The following is a 15,760-nucleotide window of genomic DNA, read 5'->3' as shown; positions in this document are numbered from 1 at the left end:
AAGTGAAAGTAGACGTTCGTATCCTCGATCCACGCATGGTGGACCAATTGCCCGCCTACGCCACGCCCGGCAGCGCAGGGCTCGATCTCAGGGCCTGCCTCGATGCGCCGATCACGCTGGAGCCCAACGCCTGGCAGCTCGTGGGCACCGGCATCGCGATCCACCTGGCCGACCCGGCCTATGCGGCGCTGATCCTGCCGCGCTCGGGCCTGGGCCACAAGCACGGCATCGTGCTCGGCAATCTCGTGGGCCTGATCGACAGCGACTACCAGGGCGAGCTCAAGATCAGCGCCTGGAACCGCAGCGACACGCCTTTCGTGCTCCAGCCGATGGAGCGGCTCGCGCAGCTCGTGATCGTGCCGGTGGTGCAGGCGCAGTTTCGCGTGGTCACAGAATTTGCAGCTTCGCAACGCGGCGAAGGCGGCTACGGCTCCACCGGCAAGCACTGACCGCTTCTTGTCTTTGCCCGGCTTCGTGTCGGGCCCGTAAAGACCGGAACTGACGTTTCGCGGCGCGCTCCTACGTTTCGGTGTGTGTCTTGCGTCATCCCCGCTGCGGGAGGGACGTTGGATACAGGCTTTGGCGCATCGGGATGCGCCGATTTATCCGAGGAGCCTCTCAACATGAAAATTTCAACGCGCTTCATTTCCATTGCCGCTTCCGTGGTGGCGCTTGCCACGCTCACGGCCTGCGTTGCTCCCGCGCCGGTCTATCACACCACGCGCTATCCCTACCAGGCGCCGCCGCAGGCCGTTCCGTACCAGGAAGCGGCCTATGTCGAATACGGCCACGTGGCCAACATCGAGGTGCTGCGCAGCGAAACCGCGGGCACCGGCACCACCGGCGGCGGTGCTGTGGCGGGCGGTGTGCTCGGCGGCGTGGTCGGCAACCAGTTCGGGCACGGCAGCGGCCGCGCCGCGGCAACCGCCCTGGGCATCGTGGGCGGTGCCCTGCTGGGCAATACCATCGAAGGGCAGGCCAGCGGGCCGCGGGCCTACGAGAGCTACCGCATCTCGGTGCAGACCGACCGCGGCGGCTACCGTGTCTTCGACGTGCAGCATCCGGGCGACCTGCGCATCGGCGACCGCGTGCGCATCGACAACGGCCAGATCTCGCGCATGTAGCCTCATTCCGCAGCAAGCAATAAGCCGGGCACTGCCCGGCTTATTGCTTGCTGCGGCGGTTTGCCCTCAGGGGGTCAGTGCAGCAGGTCGTTGCCCGGCGCGGTCGGCGGCACCTTGAAAAAGGCCGTGCCCGCCGTTCCACTGCCGACTTCTTCTTCCGTGGCCTCGCGCACCGAGCGAACCGTGATGTCGAGCCGGATCGCGATGCCGGCGAGCGGATGATTGCCGTCGAGAACCAGGTGGTCCGGATAGATCTCGGCCACGGTGTAGATCACGTCCTTGGGCATCGCGTCGCTCACGCCTTCGGGCAGGGCGGCACCGTCGAAGGTCATGCCTTCCTCGGTGCCTTCGGGGAACAGCGAACGCGGCTCCAGAAAGAGCAGCTGGTCGTTGAAGTCGCCGAAGCCCTGCTCGGGTTCGAGCTGCAGCTGCACCCGGGCGCCGGGCTCGTGGCCTTGCAGGGCGGCTTCGATCACGTCGAAGAGGTCATCGCCTCCCACCATGAATTCCACCGGTTCGTCGAGCACGTCCAGCACTTCGCCCAGGGTGTCTTTCATCGTCCAGGTCAGGCCGACCACGCATTGTTCAGAGATTTCCATTGCAGAATTCTCCCATGGAGATTACACAACCGCTGCCGTTGCTCGGCGGCCTGAGCGCCGCGCAGTTCATGCGGCGGCATTGGCAGAAGAAACCGCTGCTGGTGCGCCAGGCCATTCCCGCCATGGTGCCACCGATCGAGCGCAGCGCGCTCTTTGCCCTGGCCGAGCGCGAGGACGTCGAATCGCGCCTCATCCGCCACGGCAAGGCCGGCTGGACGCTCAGGCACGGGCCGCTCGCGCGGCGCGCGCTGCCGCCGCGCAAGCAGCCGGCATGGACGCTGCTGGTGCAGGGCGTCGACCTGCATCACGACGGCGTGCATGCGCTGCTGCAGCAGTTCCGCTTCCTGCCCGATGCGCGGCTGGACGACCTGATGATCAGCTATGCGAGCGACCAGGGCGGCGTGGGCGCGCATTTCGACAGCTACGACGTGTTCCTGCTGCAGGCGCAGGGCAGGCGGCGCTGGTCGATCGGCAAGCAAAGCGACCTGCGCCTGCAGCAGGGCGTGCCGCTCAAGATCCTCGAGAACTTCGAGCCCGAGCAAAGCTTCGTGCTCGAGCCGGGCGACATGCTGTACCTGCCGCCGCGCTATGCGCACGACGGCGTGGCGGTCGGCGACGACTGCATGACCTGCTCCATCGGCCTGCGGTCCTCCGCGACCGGCGAGCTTGGTGCCGACCTGCTGGCGCGCATGGCGCAGGCCTATGCGGAGGCGCTCGAAGACGCGGGGCCGGCCGAACTCGCGCGCTACCGCGATCCGACGCAGCCCGCGGTCGATGTGCCGGCCGCCATGCCGGCCGCGCTGCAGGCCTTCGCGCGCAAGGCAGTCGATGCCGCGCTGCGCGATCCGGATGCCATCGACCGCGCGCTGGGCGAATCGCTGACCGAACCCAAGGCCAATGTCTGGTTCGACGCGGAAGGTGCCGAGGTGCCGGCGGAACTGCACGCCGTGGCGCTCGATCGCCGCACGCGCATGCTCTACGACGCGCGGCACCTCTACATCAATGGCGAGAGCTTTCGCGCAGGCGGCGCCGATGCAACGCTGATGCGGCGGCTGGCCGACCGGCGCACGCTCGGGCCGCGCGAACTGGCGCGCGCGAGCGACGGCGCACTCGCACTGCTGGCCGAGTGGTGCGAAGCGGGGTGGGCCCATGCCGAATGAGAGTTCCGCGGCGGCCGCACCGGCCTTGCCCGAAGGACGCTTCGATGGCCCCGAAGCCTTCGCGGGCATGGTGCGGGCCGCGCTGTCGAGCGCAGCCTGGCAGGGCTGGAGAGAGCTGGTCTTCAGCGACCCTGACTTCGCCGACTGGCCGCTCGGCGAGCGGGCCAGCATCGAGGCGCTCCAGGCCTGGTCGGCCACGGGCCGCCGCTTCGTGCTGCTGGCGCAGCGCTTCGATGCAGTCGAACGTTCACATGCGCGCTTCGTCGCGTGGCGGCGCATGTGGGATCACATCATCGAATGCCGCGCGGTGCGTGCAGAGGCGGGTGGCGCTGCGGTGCCGAGCGCCATCTGGACGCCCGGGTGGTTCGCCCACCGCACCGATCCCGAGCGCAGCCGCGGCCTGTGCGGCTTCGATCCGCGGGCGCGGCGCGAACTGCGTGAAACAATCGATGAGTCGTGGCGAGTGGGGGTTGCCGCCTTTCCGGCGTCGACACTGGGCTTGTAAGCCAATGCCGCGAATGAGGCCGCGAGACACAAACGGGCAGCGATGCGGGTCTAGAATTTTTTCGTTCTGACATCCATCGCCAAAGGAGTTTCCATGAAGAAGTCATCGTCCGTCCTGCTCGCTTCGTTGATCGCCGCTGCCGCACTCGTGGCCTGCGGAAAGAAAGAGGACGCCGCGCCGGCGGTTGTGACACCCCCGCCCGCTCCGGTGACCGAGCCGGCCCCGCCGCCGCCTGCCGCTGCGCCGGCACCGTCAACCACCGATCCGTCGGCCGCAACCACGCCTTCGCCGGGTGCATCCTCTGCGCTGGACGCCGCCAATGCCGCGACCGAGGCTGCCAAGAAGAACGAAGCGCCGAAGCAATAACCCGGGTGTTCATTCACTCCAGCAAAAAGCCGCCTCGTGGCGGCTTTTTGCATGGGGGCTCGGAATAGAGCCGGGCCGCGATCACACGTCCAGCCAGGGCGAGCCTTCCGACGCGCTGGCCGTGAGCATCTCGGCCTCGTGCCCGCCGAGGGCTTCGGCCATCAGGCGCCGCACGATGTCGGGACGGTTGTTCTGCTCGCTCAGGTGGGCCGCGACCACGTGGCGCAGGCCGTCGTGGCGCACCGCGCGCGCAATCTCCGCGGCCGCATCATTCGACAGGTGTCCGTGCCTGCCGCCGACGCGCAGCTTCAGGAAGGCCGGATAGGCCGAATTGGCGAGCAGTTCGCTGTCGTGGTTGAACTCGAGCAGCAGCGCATGCACGCCGCTCAGGCGGGCCAGCACATGCGCGGTGGCATGGCCCAGGTCGGTCAGCACGCCCAATGTGCGGGCGCCATCGGAGCAGCGAAGCTGCAGCGGCTCGCGCGCATCGTGCGGCACGGTGAAGGGCCGCACCGCGATATCGCCGACCGCAAACTCGGCGTCGTCCCGCGCGAGGTTGAGCCGGCCTTCGAAATCGCGGGCCCCGGTGGCGAGCCAGGTGCCTTCGCTCATCCAGACGGGAATGCGGTTGCGCCGCGACAGCGAGTGGGCGCAGCCGATGTGGTCGCCGTGCTCGTGCGTGACGAAGACCGCATCGATGTCGCTTGCCGCAAGGCCGGCCTTGGCAAGCCGCAGATCGAGTTGCCGCAGGCCGAACCCGCAGTCGACCAGGAGCCGCGAGGTGCGCCCGCCGCTGGTGGATTCCACCAGCGCGGCGTTGCCCGTGCTGCCGCTGCCGAGGCTTCGGAAGCGGAGCATGCGGCTTACTTCAGGTCGTCGGCAATGACCTGGACGATGCGCTGCGCGTTGGCCGAGGTTTCGGGTGCGCCGTTCGCGTTCAGCACCGAGACCGTGGTGCTCTCGCCCTGGCCGCCCTTCACGAGGATGCGGAACTTGATCGGCGCTTCGTTCTTCTCGGAGCTGCCGAACAGCTTGCCGAAGAAGCCGGGCTCCTTCTTGTCGGGGTTCGGGGTCACGTAGCGCACGTAGTAGATGCCGGCGCTGCGGTCGCGGTCTTCCACGGTGAAGCCGGTGCGGTCGAGTGCCAGGCCCACGCGGCGCCATGCGCGGTCGAAGCCTTCGCTGATCTGCACGACCGGCTGGCCGCCCACGTTGGCGACGGTGGCGGTCTTGGACGGCGCGGTGGTGGCGGCCAGGATCTTCGACTGCTCTTGCGTCACGCCGAGCTTGACCATCAGGCGGCGCAGGAATTCGGTTTCGAGCTCAGGATCGCTCGGGCGGGGCTGCCAGACGGTCTGGTCCTGGCGGCTGTTGTTATAGACCTCCTGCATGCCGCGGTGGCTGATGAAGATCTCGGTGCCCGTGGGCGTGCGCTCCAGGCGCGTGCGGAAGCGGTCGAGCTCGCCGGTCGAGTAGACCGAATCGACCAGCTTGCCCAGCGTGCCGCGGATGATGTCCTGCGGCAGCTTGGCGCGGTTCTCGGCCCAGTCGGTCTCCATGATGCCGAGGTTGCGCTGCTCGGTGGTCAGGAGAAAGCCGCTTTCCTGCCAGAAATCCTTCACCGGATCCCAGAGCTGGTCGGGCGAACGGTTGATGACGATCCAGCGCTGCGTGCCCGAGCGCTCCATGCGGACGTCGCCGATGTTGGCCACCGCGGTGGGGATGCCCGGCGCATTGGCGGCACCGGCCTGGTAGGCGTTGGCCGTGACCGCACCGCCCGGCACCGCATAGCGGTTCTCGCGCGAGAGCTGCGACAGGTCGGGCGGGACTTCGAGCGTCGGGGCCTTGCCGGCGCTCTTGTAGTCGATCTTGTCGCTCTCGAGAACGGAGCAGGCGGCGAGGCTGACAACGAGGGTGGCCAGCAGTGCAGCTCGCGAAATGTGCGAAAGGTTCTTCAACGTCGTCTTCCTTGTTGGAATGGGTTCGGTCAATCTGTGGGCCGCATTGCCCGCACTCTCTGAGCACGGTTCAGGCAAAAGGTTGCGTAACCTCGATGCGGCAGGGAAAGCGATGGGGATGTCGAGAAGAAAAACGGGTCAGCCCTTGAGCAGGCCGGTGGCACGCAGGGCGGCCTCGACCACGGGCCGGTTCGTTTCCGCCAGCTCGGTGAGCGGCAGCCGCAATGCGCCGCCGCACAGCCCGAGCCTGGACATGGCCCACTTCAGCGGGATCGGATTGGGCTCCACGAACAGGTGGCGGTGCAGCGGCATCAGCTCGAACTGGATCTGCATGGCGCGCCGCACATCGCCCGCAATGGCCGCAACGCACAGTTCGTGCATCTTGCGCGGCGCGATGTTGGCCGTAACGCTGATGTTGCCCTGGCCGCCGCAGAGCATGAGGGCCACCGCGGTCGGGTCGTCGCCGGAATAGACGGCAAAGTGCTTGGGCAGGTCGCGGATGAGCCACTGCGCGCGCTCGATGTTGCCGGTGGCTTCCTTGATGCCGATGATGCCCGGCACCTGCGCCAGGCGCAGCACGGTGTCGTGCGCCATATCGGCCACGGTGCGGCCGGGCACGTTGTACAGCACGGTGGGCAGGTCGCCCACGGCTTCGGCGATGGCCTTGAAGTGCTGGTACTGGCCTTCCTGCGTCGGCTTGTTGTAGTAGGGCACGACCTGCAGCTGCGAATCGGCGCCCACGCCCTTGGCGAACTTGGCGAGCTCGATGGCTTCCTTGGTCGAGTTGGCGCCGCAGCCGGCCATCACGGGCACGCGGCCCTTGGCCTGCTCGACCGCCACGCGGATGATCTCGCAATGCTCTTCCACGTCGACCGTGGGCGATTCGCCGGTGGTGCCGACCACGCCGAGGCAATCGGTGCCTTCGTCGATGTGCCAGTCGATCAGCCGGCGCAGGGCGGGGTAGTCGACACTGCCGTCGTCGTGCATCGGCGTGGCGAGAGCGACGATGCTGCCTGTCAGTTGCTCCAAGGGGAATCTCTCTGTCGGGTGGACGAAAGCGCCGATTCTACTTACTCCGGCGTCCCCGGAAACGGCTGCTCCGGCAGGGTCAGTCTCCCTGCAGCAGATGGCGTGGGGGCTGCACCGCGTTGGCATCGCCGACACGGATGGCCGCGATGCGCTGCACGAAGCGCGCTGGCTCGGCAACAAAGCCGTCCTCGTAGGCCACCACGCGCAGCTCCTTGCATGCGGCCAGCAGTTCGCCGGGCTGCAGCAGGAAGTCGGGGCGCGAGGGCTTGCCCACCGTCTCGTTGCCGGCCGCGAAGGTCTCGTACAGCAGCACGCCGCCGGGCGCGACCGCGGCCACGATGTCCGCCATGCGCGGACGCCACAGGTAGTTGGTGACGACCACCGCGCCGAAGGCCTGGCCCGCGAAGGGCCAGGGGCCGGACTCGATGTCGGCGGTCAACACGTGGCCGAAGGCGCCCGCGGCCTCGGCGGCTTCCACCGAGCGGTCCACGCCCGTCGCCGCATGGCCGCGCGCCGCGAACCACCGCATGTGGCGCCCGTGGCCGCATGCCACGTCGAGCACGGCGGCGCCAGGGGCGAGCAGGTGCGACCACCGCACGATCCATTCCGACGGCTCTGTTCCGCCATGCGAAGGTGCTACATCTTTCATAGCAATCATCAGAAGCAGGACCAGACCTGGTCGACCAGCGTCACCAGGAAATCCGGGTGCACGTAGAGCGCAAAGACGCCGCCCAGCGCCGCCAGCGCGGCGGCCAGCCAGCCGGCATGCACGAGGTGGTGGCGCATCTGCACAGTCATGGGGCCATTGTCCATCGTGAGGTCAGCCGGGCACGGCGGCCGGCCGGCCGCCGCGCGCGATGGCGCTTTCCTTCACCGGCAGGTTGATCAGCGCCGCGAACACGCCCAGCGCGATCGCGATGTACCAGACGATGTCGTAGCTGCCCGTGGTGTCGTAGAGGTAGCCCCCCAGCCAGACGCCGATGAACGAGCCGACCTGGTGGCTCAGGAACACGAAGCCGCTGAGCATCGACAGGTGCGCCACGCCGAAGATGCCCGCGATGATCGCGTTGGTGGCGGGCACCGTCGACAGCCACAGGAAGCCCATGGCCGCCGAGAACACGTACACGCTGAGCGGCGAGATGGGCGCCAGCAGGAACAGCGCGATCGAGACCGCCCGCGCAAAGTAGATCGCCGCCAGGATCTTGCGCTTGGCCAGCTTCTGGCCCAGCAGCCCGACCGTATAGGTGCCGAACACGTTGAAGAGCCCGATCAGCGCCAGCGCGTAGCCCGCCACCTCGGCCGGCAGGCGCTGGTCGCGCAGGTAGGTCGGCATGTGGATGCCGATGAAGGCGAGCTGGAAGCCGCAGACGAAATACCCCGCCATCAGCAGCCCGAAGCTCGGATAGCGGAAGGCCTCGCCCACCGCCTGCAGCACCGACTGGTCGCGGTGCCCGGCGAGCGCGCCACGCTGCGGTTCGCGCAGGCCGAAGGCCAGCGGCATGATCACCAGCGCCAGCATCGCCACCGCCGCGAGCGCGCTCTGCCAGCCCAGTTGCCTGATCAAGAGCCCCTCGATCGGCGCCAGCAGGAACTGCCCGAACGAGCCGGCCGCCGCCGCCACGCCCATGGCCCATGAGCGCCGCTCGGCCGGAATCTGGCGCCCGATCACGCCGTAGACGACGGCATAGGTGGTGCCGGCCTGCGCCGCGCCGATCAGCACGCCGGCACTCAGCGTGAACAGCAACGGCGTGGGCGAATACGCCATGCCCAGCAGGCCCAGCGCATAGAACGCCGTGCCGGCGATCAGCACCCGGAAGGCGCCGAAGCGATCCGCCACCATGCCCGCGAATACGCCGAAGATGCCCCACGACAGGTTCTGCACGGCCAGCGCGAACGAGAAGGTCTGGCGGCTCCAGTCCTGCGCCTGCGTGATCGGCTGCAGCCAGAGGCCGAAGCCGTGGCGGATGCCCATGGAGAGCGTGACGATCATGGCGCCGCAGATCAGCACCTGCTTGACCGAAAGAGTGGGAGAAGAGGCTTGCATGCCATCGAATGTAGCGACTTGGGTACTTTGGCAGGCGAGCCGGCGGCCAAGGCCATTGATGATTTGTGGCGCCGGCTTTGATGCGCGGCACGCATCAAAGCCGGCGGCCTGCCATGAACGCGCAGCGCGCCTGTATGGGTATCCAGTTGTTTGGCGGCGACTGACTACAATCCGCCCCCATGGCGACTCCCCCCAAGACTCCCCCCAGTTCATCGTCCGCGTCCTCCGGGTACTCGGAAGGCTCCATCCGCGTGCTCAAGGGCCTGGAGCCCGTGAAGCAGCGCCCGGGCATGTACACCCGGACCGACAACCCGCTGCACATCATCCAGGAGGTGCTCGACAACGCCGCCGACGAGGCGCTGGCGGGCCATGGCAAGAAGATCAAGGTCACGCTGCATGCCGACAACTCGGTCAGCGTCGAGGACGACGGCCGCGGCATTCCCTTCGGACTGCACCCCGAAGAAAAGGCGCCCGTGGTCGAACTGGTCTACACCCGGCTGCACGCCGGCGGCAAGTTCGACAAGGGCTCGGGCGGCGCCTACAGCTTCTCGGGCGGCCTGCACGGCGTGGGCGTGTCGGTGACCAACGCGCTGTCGAAGCGGCTCGAAGTCACCACCCACCGCGAAGGCTCGATCGCCAGGCTGGCCTTCAGCGGCGGCGACGTGATCGAGCCGCTGCAGGTGCGCAAGCTCGAAGCCGGCGAGCGCAAGCAGGGCACCACGGTGCGCGCCTGGCCCGACGCCAAGTACTTCGAGACCGCGGCGCTGCCGATGGCCGAGCTCACCCACCTGCTGCGCAGCAAGGCCGTGCTGATGCCGGGCGTGAGCGTCACGCTCACGGTCGAGAAGACCAAGGAAACGCAGCAGTGGCTCTACAAGGGCGGCCTGAGCGACTACCTCATGCAGACGCTCAACGGCGATCCCGTGATCCCGCTGTTCGAAGGCAGCGGCCATGCCGACAAGAACGCCGACAACTTCGCCGAGGGCGAGGGCGCCGACTGGTGCGTGGCCTTCACCGAAGACGGCCAGCCGGTGCGCGAGAGCTACGTCAACCTGATTCCCACCAGCGCCGGCGGCACGCACGAGAGCGGCCTGCGCGATGGCCTCTTCACCGCGGTGAAGGGCTTCATCGAGCTGCATTCGCTGCTGCCCAAGGGCGTGAAACTGCTGCCCGAAGACGTGTTCGCACGCGCTTCGTACGTACTGAGCGCCAAGGTGCTCGACCCGCAGTTCCAGGGCCAGATCAAGGAGCGCCTCAATTCGCGCGATGCCGTGCGCCTGGTGTCGAGCTTCGTGCGCCCCGCGCTCGAGCTCTGGCTCAACCAGCACGTCGACTACGGCCGGAAGCTCGCCGAACTCGCCATCAAGGCCGCGCAGACGCGCCAGCGCGCCGGCCAGAAGGTCGAGAAGCGCAAGGGCTCCGGCGTGGCCGTGCTGCCCGGCAAGCTGACCGATTGCGAGAGCAAGGACATCAGCCACAACGAAGTCTTCCTGGTCGAGGGCGATTCGGCCGGCGGCAGCGCCAAGATGGGCCGCGACAAGGAAAGCCAGGCCATCCTGCCGCTGCGCGGCAAGGTGCTCAACACCTGGGAAGTGGAGCGCGACCGGCTCTTCGCCAACACCGAAATCCACGACATCTCGGTGGCCGTGGGCGTCGATCCGCACGGCCCGGCCGACACGCCCGACATGAGCGGCCTGCGCTACGGCAAGATCTGCATCCTCTCCGATGCCGACGTGGACGGCTCGCACATCCAGGTGCTGCTGCTCACGCTGTTCTTCCGCCACTTTCCGAAACTCATCGAAGCCGGCCACGTGTATGTCGCAAAGCCGCCGCTGTTTCGCGTCGATGCGCCTGCGCGCGGCAAGAAGCCGGCCTCGAAGGTCTATGCGCTCGACGAGGGCGAACTCACGGCCACGCTCGACAAATTGCGTAAAGATGGCGTGCGCGAAGGCGCCTGGAGCATCAGCCGCTTCAAGGGCCTGGGCGAAATGAGCGCGGAACAATTGTGGGAAACCACGCTCAATCCGGACACCCGCCGCCTGATGAAGGTCCAATTGGGTCGGTTCGATTTTTCGTCCACCCAGGGCGAGATCACCAAGCTGATGGGCAAGGGCGAAGCGGCGGCGCGGCGCGAGCTCATGGAATTGCGCGCAGACGACGTCGACATCGACGTCTGACAGTTTCCTTTTTCTTTCCTTCTTCTCACACGCATGTCGGTTTTCAAGCGTTCGCTGTGGTTGGCCTTTCTGCTGTGCATGCAGCAGGGGCTCGCGCACGCGGCCGACATCTACGGCTACATCGACAGCAACGGCGTGGCGCACTTCGCGGCCGAGAAGGTCGACGAGCGCTACAAGCTCTTCTTCCAGGGCGGCCAGAGCTTCGACACCGCCAAGGGCCTGTCGCCGATGGGCCGCGGCGGCATCCACCGCCGGCTCGACGGCAAGGTGTCGCCGGCCTCGCAGAACCTGCTCGCCATGTTCGAGGCCTCGCCCGGCTACAAGACCGCCAAGGCGGCGCTGCGCGATGCGTCGAGCAAGCACGCAATCGACTACGAGCTGCTGCAGGCGCTGGTCGCCACCGAGTCGGGCTTCGATGCCAAGGCCGTCTCGCCCAAGGGCGCGATGGGGCTCATGCAGCTCATGCCGGCCACCGCGCAGCGCTACGGCGTGGCGACGGACAAGCGCGGCACGATCGAGAAGAAGCTGTTCGACCCGCACATCAACATCGCCGCCGGCTCGCGCTACCTGCGCGACCTGATCGCGATGTTCCCGGGCCAGATCGAGCTCGCGCTGGCCGCCTACAACGCGGGCGAGGGCGCGGTGCAGCGCGCGGGCAACAAGATCCCGAACTACAAGGAAACGCAGAACTACGTGCAGACCGTGCTGCAGCTGTATGCGTACCTCAAGCCCTCGGCCGTGACCGTGGGCGGCAACCTGCGCAGCGGCAGTGGAAGCAGCGGCGGCAGGACGCCGGGGCGCATCCGCATGGAAATGTCGGTGCCCAAGGGCGGCGCGATCGGGCGCGGCAACATGCCGTCCGAGTCGCCGCGCAACGTGCCGACCATGCCCGAGATTCCCGAGCCCTCCGATGTGCCCACCAGTGCGGCGGAGCCGGGCGACGCTTCGTTGCCGCCGTCGCCGCTGTCGTGATCCCGCAGGCCGCCATGCACCCCGCTTTCAATTTGGGCTGAGCGCGAACGCACGCCGCCTGTCACTGTTTTTCTTTCTCTCTTCTTCATGGACGACTCTCAACCTCCGCTCGACCTTGCAGGCCCCACCGACGGCGACACCACCCTCACGCTGGCCGACTACGCGCAGACCGCCTACCTCGAATACGCCCTGAGCGTGGTCAAGGGCCGCGCGCTGCCCGATGTGTCCGACGGCCAGAAGCCGGTGCAGCGGCGCATCCTGTATTCGATGTCGCGCATGGGCCTGGGCTTCGGCGGCGCCAACGGCACCGTGGGCGCCAAGCCCGTCAAGAGCGCGCGCGTGGTCGGCGACGTGCTCGGCCGCTTCCACCCGCACAGCGACCAGGCCGCCTACGACGCGCTGGTGCGCATGGCGCAAGACTTCTCGCAGCGCTATCCGCTGGTCGATGGCCAGGGCAACTTCGGCAGCCGCGACGGCGACGGCGCTGCGGCCATGCGCTACACCGAGGCACGCCTGGCCCGCATCACCAGCCTGCTGCTCGACGAGATCGACGAAGGCACGGTCGACTTCATTCCCAACTACGACGGCAGCACCGAGGAGCCGCGCCTGTTGCCCGCACGGCTGCCCTTCACGCTGCTCAACGGCGCGAGCGGCATCGCGGTCGGCCTGGCCACCGAGATCCCGAGCCACAACCTGCGCGAGATCGCCGATGCCTGCGTGGCGCTGATCAAGTCGAACGGCAAGCTCAGCGACGAGGAACTGCTGCAGATCGTGCCCGGCCCTGACTACCCGGGCGGCGCGCAGATCATCAGCGGGCCGGCCGACATCGCCGACGCCTACCGAACCGGTCGCGGCTCGCTCAAGGTGCGCGCGCGCTGGAAGATCGAGGACCTCGCGCGCGGCCAGTGGCAGCTCGTGGTCAACGAACTGCCGCCGGGCGTCAGCACGCAGAAGGTGCTCGAGGAAATCGAGGAAATCACCAACCCGAAGGTCAAGGCCGGCAAGAAGGCGCTGAGCGCCGACCAGACCCAGCTCAAGGCTGCGATGCTCTCGGTGCTCGACGTGGTGCGCGACGAATCCAGCAAGGACGCCGCCGTGCGCCTGGTGTTCGAGCCCAAGACCTCGCGCATCAGCCAGGAAGAATTCATCACCACGCTGCTCGCGCAGACCTCGCTCGAGACCTCCTCGCCCATCAACCTCACGATGGTGGGCATCGACGGCAAGCCCACGCAGAAGTCGCTGCGCCAGATGCTCAACGAGTGGATCGCGTTCCGCGAGGTCACCGTCGAGAAGCGCTCGCGGCACCGGCTGGGCAAGGTGCAGGACCGCATCCACATCCTCGAGGGGCGGCAGCTGGTGCTGCTCAACATCGACGAGGTGATCGCGATCATCCGCGCGGCCGAGGACCCGAAGGCCGCGCTCATCGCGCGCTTCAACCTCAGCGAACGGCAGGCCGAGGACATCCTTGAAATCCGCCTGCGCCAACTCGCGCGGCTTGAAGCCATCAAGATCGAACAGGAGCTCAAGGGCCTGCGCGACGAGCAGAAAAAGCTCGAGGACATCCTCGGCAGCCCGGCGGCGCTGCGCCGCCTGCTGGTGAAGGAAATCGAGGCCGATGCCAAGACCTTCGAAGACCCGCGCCGCACGCTGATCCAGGCCGAGAAGCGCGCCGTGGCCGAGGTGAAGGTGGTCGACGAGCCCGTGACCGTGATCGTCTCGCAGAAGGGCTGGGTCCGCGCGCAGAAGGGGTGGGCCAGCGAGAAGGCCGCGGTGAACGGCGCCAACGGTTCGGCCGCGCCCGAGTACAGCTTCAAGTCCGGCGATGCGCTCTACGGCGCCTTCGAATGCCGCAGCGTCGACACGCTGCTGGTGTTCGGCTCGGCCAAGGACAAGAGCGTGCGCGTGTACACCGTTCCCGTGGCCTCGCTGCCCGGTGCGCGCGGCGACGGCCAGCCCGTGACCACGCTGATCGAGCTCGATGCCGGCACGCACGTCACGCACTTCTTCGCGGGCCCGGTGGGCGCCAGCCTGCTGCTGGCCAACACCGGCGGTTACGGCTTCATTGCCACCGTCGAGAACATGATGTCGCGCCAGCGCGGCGGCAAGGCCTTCATCGACGTGGGCGAGGGCGAGCAGCTCTGCCGCCCGTCGCTGGTGGGCGGCGCGAGCGGCGCCGAGCCGATGCCGGCCGCCACGCACGTGGCCTGCGCCTCGACCGGCGGCCGCATCCTGACCTTCGACATTGCCGAGCTCAAGAGCCTGCCCAAGGGCGGCCGCGGGCTCACGCTGATCGACCTCGACGCCAAGGACACGCTCGCGGGTGCCGCGGCCTTCACGCGCAGCGTGAAGATCGAAGGCATCGGCCGCGGCGGCAAGGAGCGCGATGAAACGCTGGAGATCCGCACGCTCAACAACGCGCGCGGCAGCCGTGCGCGCAAGGGCAAGGCGGCCGACCTCGGCTTCAAGCCGGCGAGCATCGTGCGGGTGCTGTGATGGGAGGCATCGACATCAGCGTCATCGGCCTCTTCATTGCGGTGGTCACGGGCCTTGCCAGCTTCTGGTTCGGCCGGCGCATGCGCCTGAAGCGCGGGGCCAAGCAGCGCGAGAAGGACCGCATCGCGGCGCAGGCCAACGAAACCCGGCAGCAGCGCCGGGCGCGCGAGCGCAAGGAACGCGGCTAAAGCCCCCGCGCCCTAGCGCAGGCCCTGCCACCAACGCTCGTTGGTGCGGGCCTTTCCCACCGTGAGCACCTCGCCGATCACCGGCGTGGCGAGTTCGATCTTCTTTGCCTGCGACAGGTCGGCAATGCGGTCCAGCGGATCGTGCCAGGTGTGGAAGGCGAGGTCGAAGGTGGTGTTGTGCACCGAATAGAGCACCTTGCCGCGCAGGTCCTCGAAGGCCTGCACGCTCTGCTCGGGCGTCATGTGGACGGCGGGCCAGTAGGCGTCGTAGGCGCCGTTTTCCATCAGCGCCAGGTCGAAGCCGCCGAAGCGCTCGCCGATCTGCTTGAAGCCCGGAAAGTAGCCCGAGTCGCCGCTGTAGAAGATGCGCTGCTCGCCGCTTTGCACCACCCATGACGCCCACAGCGTGCGGTCGCGGTCGGTCAGCGTTCGGCCCGAGAAGTGCTGTGCCGGCGTGGCGGTGAGCTTGACGCCGTCGTGCTCGCCGCCCTGCCACCAGTCGAGCTCTGTCACGCGCTCCGCGGGTACGCCCATGGCCACCAGCCGCGCGCGCACGCCCAGCGGCACGAAGTAGCGCTGCACGCGCTGCGCCAGGTACTCGATGGTGGCCACGTCGAGGTGGTCGTAGTGGTCGTGCGAGAGGATCAGGCCTTCGATGGGCGGCAACTGCTCGAGCCTGAGCGGCGGCTTGTGGAAGCGCTTGGGGCCCACCCAGGTGAACGGCGACGCGCGCTCGCTGAACACGGGATCGATCAGCCAGTACTTGCCCTGCAGCTTGAGCAGGTGCGACGAATGGCCGAGCCGCACCACGTGGTTGGCCTTGGGGTCGAGTGCCTCCAGGTCGGCGGTGGCCAGCATGCGCACCGGGATCGGGTCGACCGGCACGGTGCCGACCTTGTCGCCGACGATGAATCGCGACCAGATCCGCCATCCGCTGGCCGAAGGCCGCACGTCCGGGTTTGGCAGGTTCTGGAAGTTGCAGCCCTTGAACTGCGGCGATGCGTCGTAGCGCGCCTCGCACCCGCTGCTGCTGGCGCAGCCCGCGACCAGTGCGCAGCCGGCCGCGAAGAGCGAGGTGCCATAGCTGCGAAGACGGCGCTTCAGAAGAGGAATCGAGAGACGGGGAGCGTCGTTCATGGGCTGCG

17 protein-coding genes are annotated in these 15,760 nt (G+C 67.9%); 9 read left to right on the top strand and 8 right to left on the bottom strand.

Annotated elements, in window-relative coordinates; genetic code table 11:
• Window positions 1–2: 2 nt before the first annotated feature.
• Window positions 3–449: a dUTP diphosphatase gene (gene dut / locus EJO66_RS27440; protein WP_021008098.1), complete on the top strand. Its 447-nt coding sequence runs from the start codon at window positions 3–5 to the stop codon at window positions 447–449.
• Window positions 450–623: 174 nt separating this feature from the next.
• Window positions 624–1,124, top strand: a complete 501-nt coding sequence (locus EJO66_RS27435) for a glycine zipper 2TM domain-containing protein (protein WP_125966662.1) — start codon at window positions 624–626, stop codon at window positions 1,122–1,124.
• A gap of 74 nt (window positions 1,125–1,198) precedes the next feature.
• Here EJO66_RS27435 and EJO66_RS27430 read toward each other — a convergent pair whose 3' ends face one another.
• On the bottom strand, window positions 1,199–1,723 hold the full coding sequence (locus tag EJO66_RS27430) for an FKBP-type peptidyl-prolyl cis-trans isomerase (protein WP_124961075.1): 525 nt from the start codon (window positions 1,721–1,723) through the stop codon (window positions 1,199–1,201).
• Between the two features lie 14 nt (window positions 1,724–1,737).
• Here EJO66_RS27430 and EJO66_RS27425 point away from each other — a divergent pair, with 14 nt between their 5' ends.
• From EJO66_RS27425 to EJO66_RS33115, 3 genes are all read left to right on the top strand, one after another.
• Entirely contained in the window at window positions 1,738–2,883 is a 1,146-nt protein-coding gene (locus EJO66_RS27425) for a JmjC domain-containing protein (RefSeq protein WP_124961076.1), read from the top strand.
• A complete protein-coding gene (locus EJO66_RS27420) occupies window positions 2,873–3,388 on the top strand; it encodes a hypothetical protein (RefSeq protein WP_124961077.1) in 516 nt (171 codons plus the stop codon). The genes EJO66_RS27425 and EJO66_RS27420 overlap by 11 nt, the downstream gene beginning before the upstream one ends.
• Window positions 3,389–3,481: 93 nt before the next feature.
• Complete coding sequence (locus EJO66_RS33115; protein WP_124961078.1) at window positions 3,482–3,754, top strand: hypothetical protein; 273 nt, start codon at window positions 3,482–3,484, stop codon at window positions 3,752–3,754.
• 81 nt (window positions 3,755–3,835) lie between these two features.
• Here EJO66_RS33115 and EJO66_RS27410 read toward each other — a convergent pair whose 3' ends face one another.
• The 6 genes from EJO66_RS27410 to EJO66_RS27390 all read right to left on the bottom strand — a co-directional run bounded on the left by EJO66_RS27410 (window position 3,836) and on the right by EJO66_RS27390 (window position 8,785).
• Window positions 3,836–4,612, bottom strand: a complete 777-nt coding sequence (locus EJO66_RS27410) for an MBL fold metallo-hydrolase (protein WP_124961079.1) — start codon at window positions 4,610–4,612, stop codon at window positions 3,836–3,838.
• A gap of 5 nt (window positions 4,613–4,617) precedes the next feature.
• Complete coding sequence (gene bamC, locus EJO66_RS27405) at window positions 4,618–5,712, bottom strand: outer membrane protein assembly factor BamC (RefSeq protein ID WP_124961080.1); 1,095 nt, start codon at window positions 5,710–5,712, stop codon at window positions 4,618–4,620.
• 138 nt (window positions 5,713–5,850) lie between these two features.
• On the bottom strand, window positions 5,851–6,777 hold the full coding sequence (gene dapA / locus EJO66_RS27400) for a 4-hydroxy-tetrahydrodipicolinate synthase (protein ID WP_370878963.1): 927 nt from the start codon (window positions 6,775–6,777) through the stop codon (window positions 5,851–5,853).
• A gap of 43 nt (window positions 6,778–6,820) precedes the next feature.
• On the bottom strand, window positions 6,821–7,390 hold the full coding sequence (locus EJO66_RS27395) for a class I SAM-dependent methyltransferase (RefSeq protein ID WP_124961082.1): 570 nt from the start codon (window positions 7,388–7,390) through the stop codon (window positions 6,821–6,823).
• 8 nt (window positions 7,391–7,398) lie between these two features.
• Complete coding sequence (locus tag EJO66_RS32685; RefSeq protein WP_164547924.1) at window positions 7,399–7,539, bottom strand: hypothetical protein; 141 nt, start codon at window positions 7,537–7,539, stop codon at window positions 7,399–7,401.
• A gap of 22 nt (window positions 7,540–7,561) precedes the next feature.
• Window positions 7,562–8,785 carry an MFS transporter gene (locus EJO66_RS27390; RefSeq protein ID WP_124961083.1) on the bottom strand — a complete coding sequence of 408 codons (1,224 nt, stop codon included), beginning with the start codon at window positions 8,783–8,785 and terminating at the stop codon, window positions 7,562–7,564.
• A gap of 179 nt (window positions 8,786–8,964) precedes the next feature.
• On the opposite strand from EJO66_RS27390, the gene EJO66_RS27385 reads away from it, so the two are divergent.
• From EJO66_RS27385 to EJO66_RS27370, 4 genes are all read left to right on the top strand, one after another.
• A complete protein-coding gene (locus tag EJO66_RS27385) occupies window positions 8,965–10,962 on the top strand; it encodes a DNA topoisomerase IV subunit B (RefSeq protein ID WP_124961084.1) in 1,998 nt (665 codons plus the stop codon).
• 33 nt (window positions 10,963–10,995) lie between these two features.
• Window positions 10,996–11,934 carry a lytic transglycosylase domain-containing protein gene (locus EJO66_RS27380; RefSeq protein ID WP_125966661.1) on the top strand — a complete coding sequence of 313 codons (939 nt, stop codon included), beginning with the start codon at window positions 10,996–10,998 and terminating at the stop codon, window positions 11,932–11,934.
• 87 nt (window positions 11,935–12,021) lie between these two features.
• Window positions 12,022–14,427, top strand: a complete 2,406-nt coding sequence (parC, locus tag EJO66_RS27375) for a DNA topoisomerase IV subunit A (protein WP_124961086.1) — start codon at window positions 12,022–12,024, stop codon at window positions 14,425–14,427.
• Complete coding sequence (locus EJO66_RS27370) at window positions 14,427–14,615, top strand: hypothetical protein (RefSeq protein WP_124961087.1); 189 nt, start codon at window positions 14,427–14,429, stop codon at window positions 14,613–14,615. Before parC ends, EJO66_RS27370 begins: the two co-directional genes overlap by 1 nt.
• A 12-nt stretch (window positions 14,616–14,627) precedes the next feature.
• On the opposite strand, the gene EJO66_RS27365 is transcribed toward EJO66_RS27370, so the two are convergent.
• Window positions 14,628–15,752 carry an MBL fold metallo-hydrolase gene (locus EJO66_RS27365; RefSeq protein WP_125966660.1) on the bottom strand — a complete coding sequence of 375 codons (1,125 nt, stop codon included), beginning with the start codon at window positions 15,750–15,752 and terminating at the stop codon, window positions 14,628–14,630.
• Between the last annotated feature and the right edge of the window lie 8 nt (window positions 15,753–15,760).

The sequence above is a fragment of the Variovorax beijingensis genome (assembly GCF_003951285.1).
GTDB classification, from domain to species: Bacteria; Pseudomonadota; Gammaproteobacteria; order Burkholderiales; family Burkholderiaceae_C; genus Variovorax; species Variovorax beijingensis.
Note: the sequence above shows the minus strand (reverse complement) of the source record. Positions and strands in the feature narration are given on the sequence as shown.

Bases quoted from the DNA above. Each gene is read 5' to 3' on its own strand.
- EJO66_RS27435 (WP_125966662.1), top strand. From the start codon at position 624: ATGAAAATTTCAACGCGCTTCATTTCCATTGCCGCTTCCGTGGTGGCG.
- EJO66_RS27430 (WP_124961075.1), bottom strand. From the start codon at position 1,723: ATGGAAATCTCTGAACAATGCGTGGTCGGCCTGACCTGGACGATGAAA.
- EJO66_RS27425 (WP_124961076.1), top strand. From the start codon at position 1,738: ATGGAGATTACACAACCGCTGCCGTTGCTCGGCGGCCTGAGCGCCGCG.
- EJO66_RS27420 (WP_124961077.1), top strand. From the start codon at position 2,873: ATGCCGAATGAGAGTTCCGCGGCGGCCGCACCGGCCTTGCCCGAAGGA.
- EJO66_RS33115 (WP_124961078.1), top strand. From the start codon at position 3,482: ATGAAGAAGTCATCGTCCGTCCTGCTCGCTTCGTTGATCGCCGCTGCC.
- EJO66_RS27410 (WP_124961079.1), bottom strand. From the start codon at position 4,612: ATGCTCCGCTTCCGAAGCCTCGGCAGCGGCAGCACGGGCAACGCCGCG.
- EJO66_RS27395 (WP_124961082.1), bottom strand. From the start codon at position 7,390: ATGAAAGATGTAGCACCTTCGCATGGCGGAACAGAGCCGTCGGAATGG.
- EJO66_RS32685 (WP_164547924.1), bottom strand. From the start codon at position 7,539: ATGACTGTGCAGATGCGCCACCACCTCGTGCATGCCGGCTGGCTGGCC.
- EJO66_RS27390 (WP_124961083.1), bottom strand. From the start codon at position 8,785: ATGCAAGCCTCTTCTCCCACTCTTTCGGTCAAGCAGGTGCTGATCTGC.
- EJO66_RS27385 (WP_124961084.1), top strand. From the start codon at position 8,965: ATGGCGACTCCCCCCAAGACTCCCCCCAGTTCATCGTCCGCGTCCTCC.
- EJO66_RS27380 (WP_125966661.1), top strand. From the start codon at position 10,996: ATGTCGGTTTTCAAGCGTTCGCTGTGGTTGGCCTTTCTGCTGTGCATG.
- parC (WP_124961086.1), top strand. From the start codon at position 12,022: ATGGACGACTCTCAACCTCCGCTCGACCTTGCAGGCCCCACCGACGGC.
- EJO66_RS27370 (WP_124961087.1), top strand. From the start codon at position 14,427: ATGGGAGGCATCGACATCAGCGTCATCGGCCTCTTCATTGCGGTGGTC.
- EJO66_RS27365 (WP_125966660.1), bottom strand. From the start codon at position 15,752: ATGAACGACGCTCCCCGTCTCTCGATTCCTCTTCTGAAGCGCCGTCTT.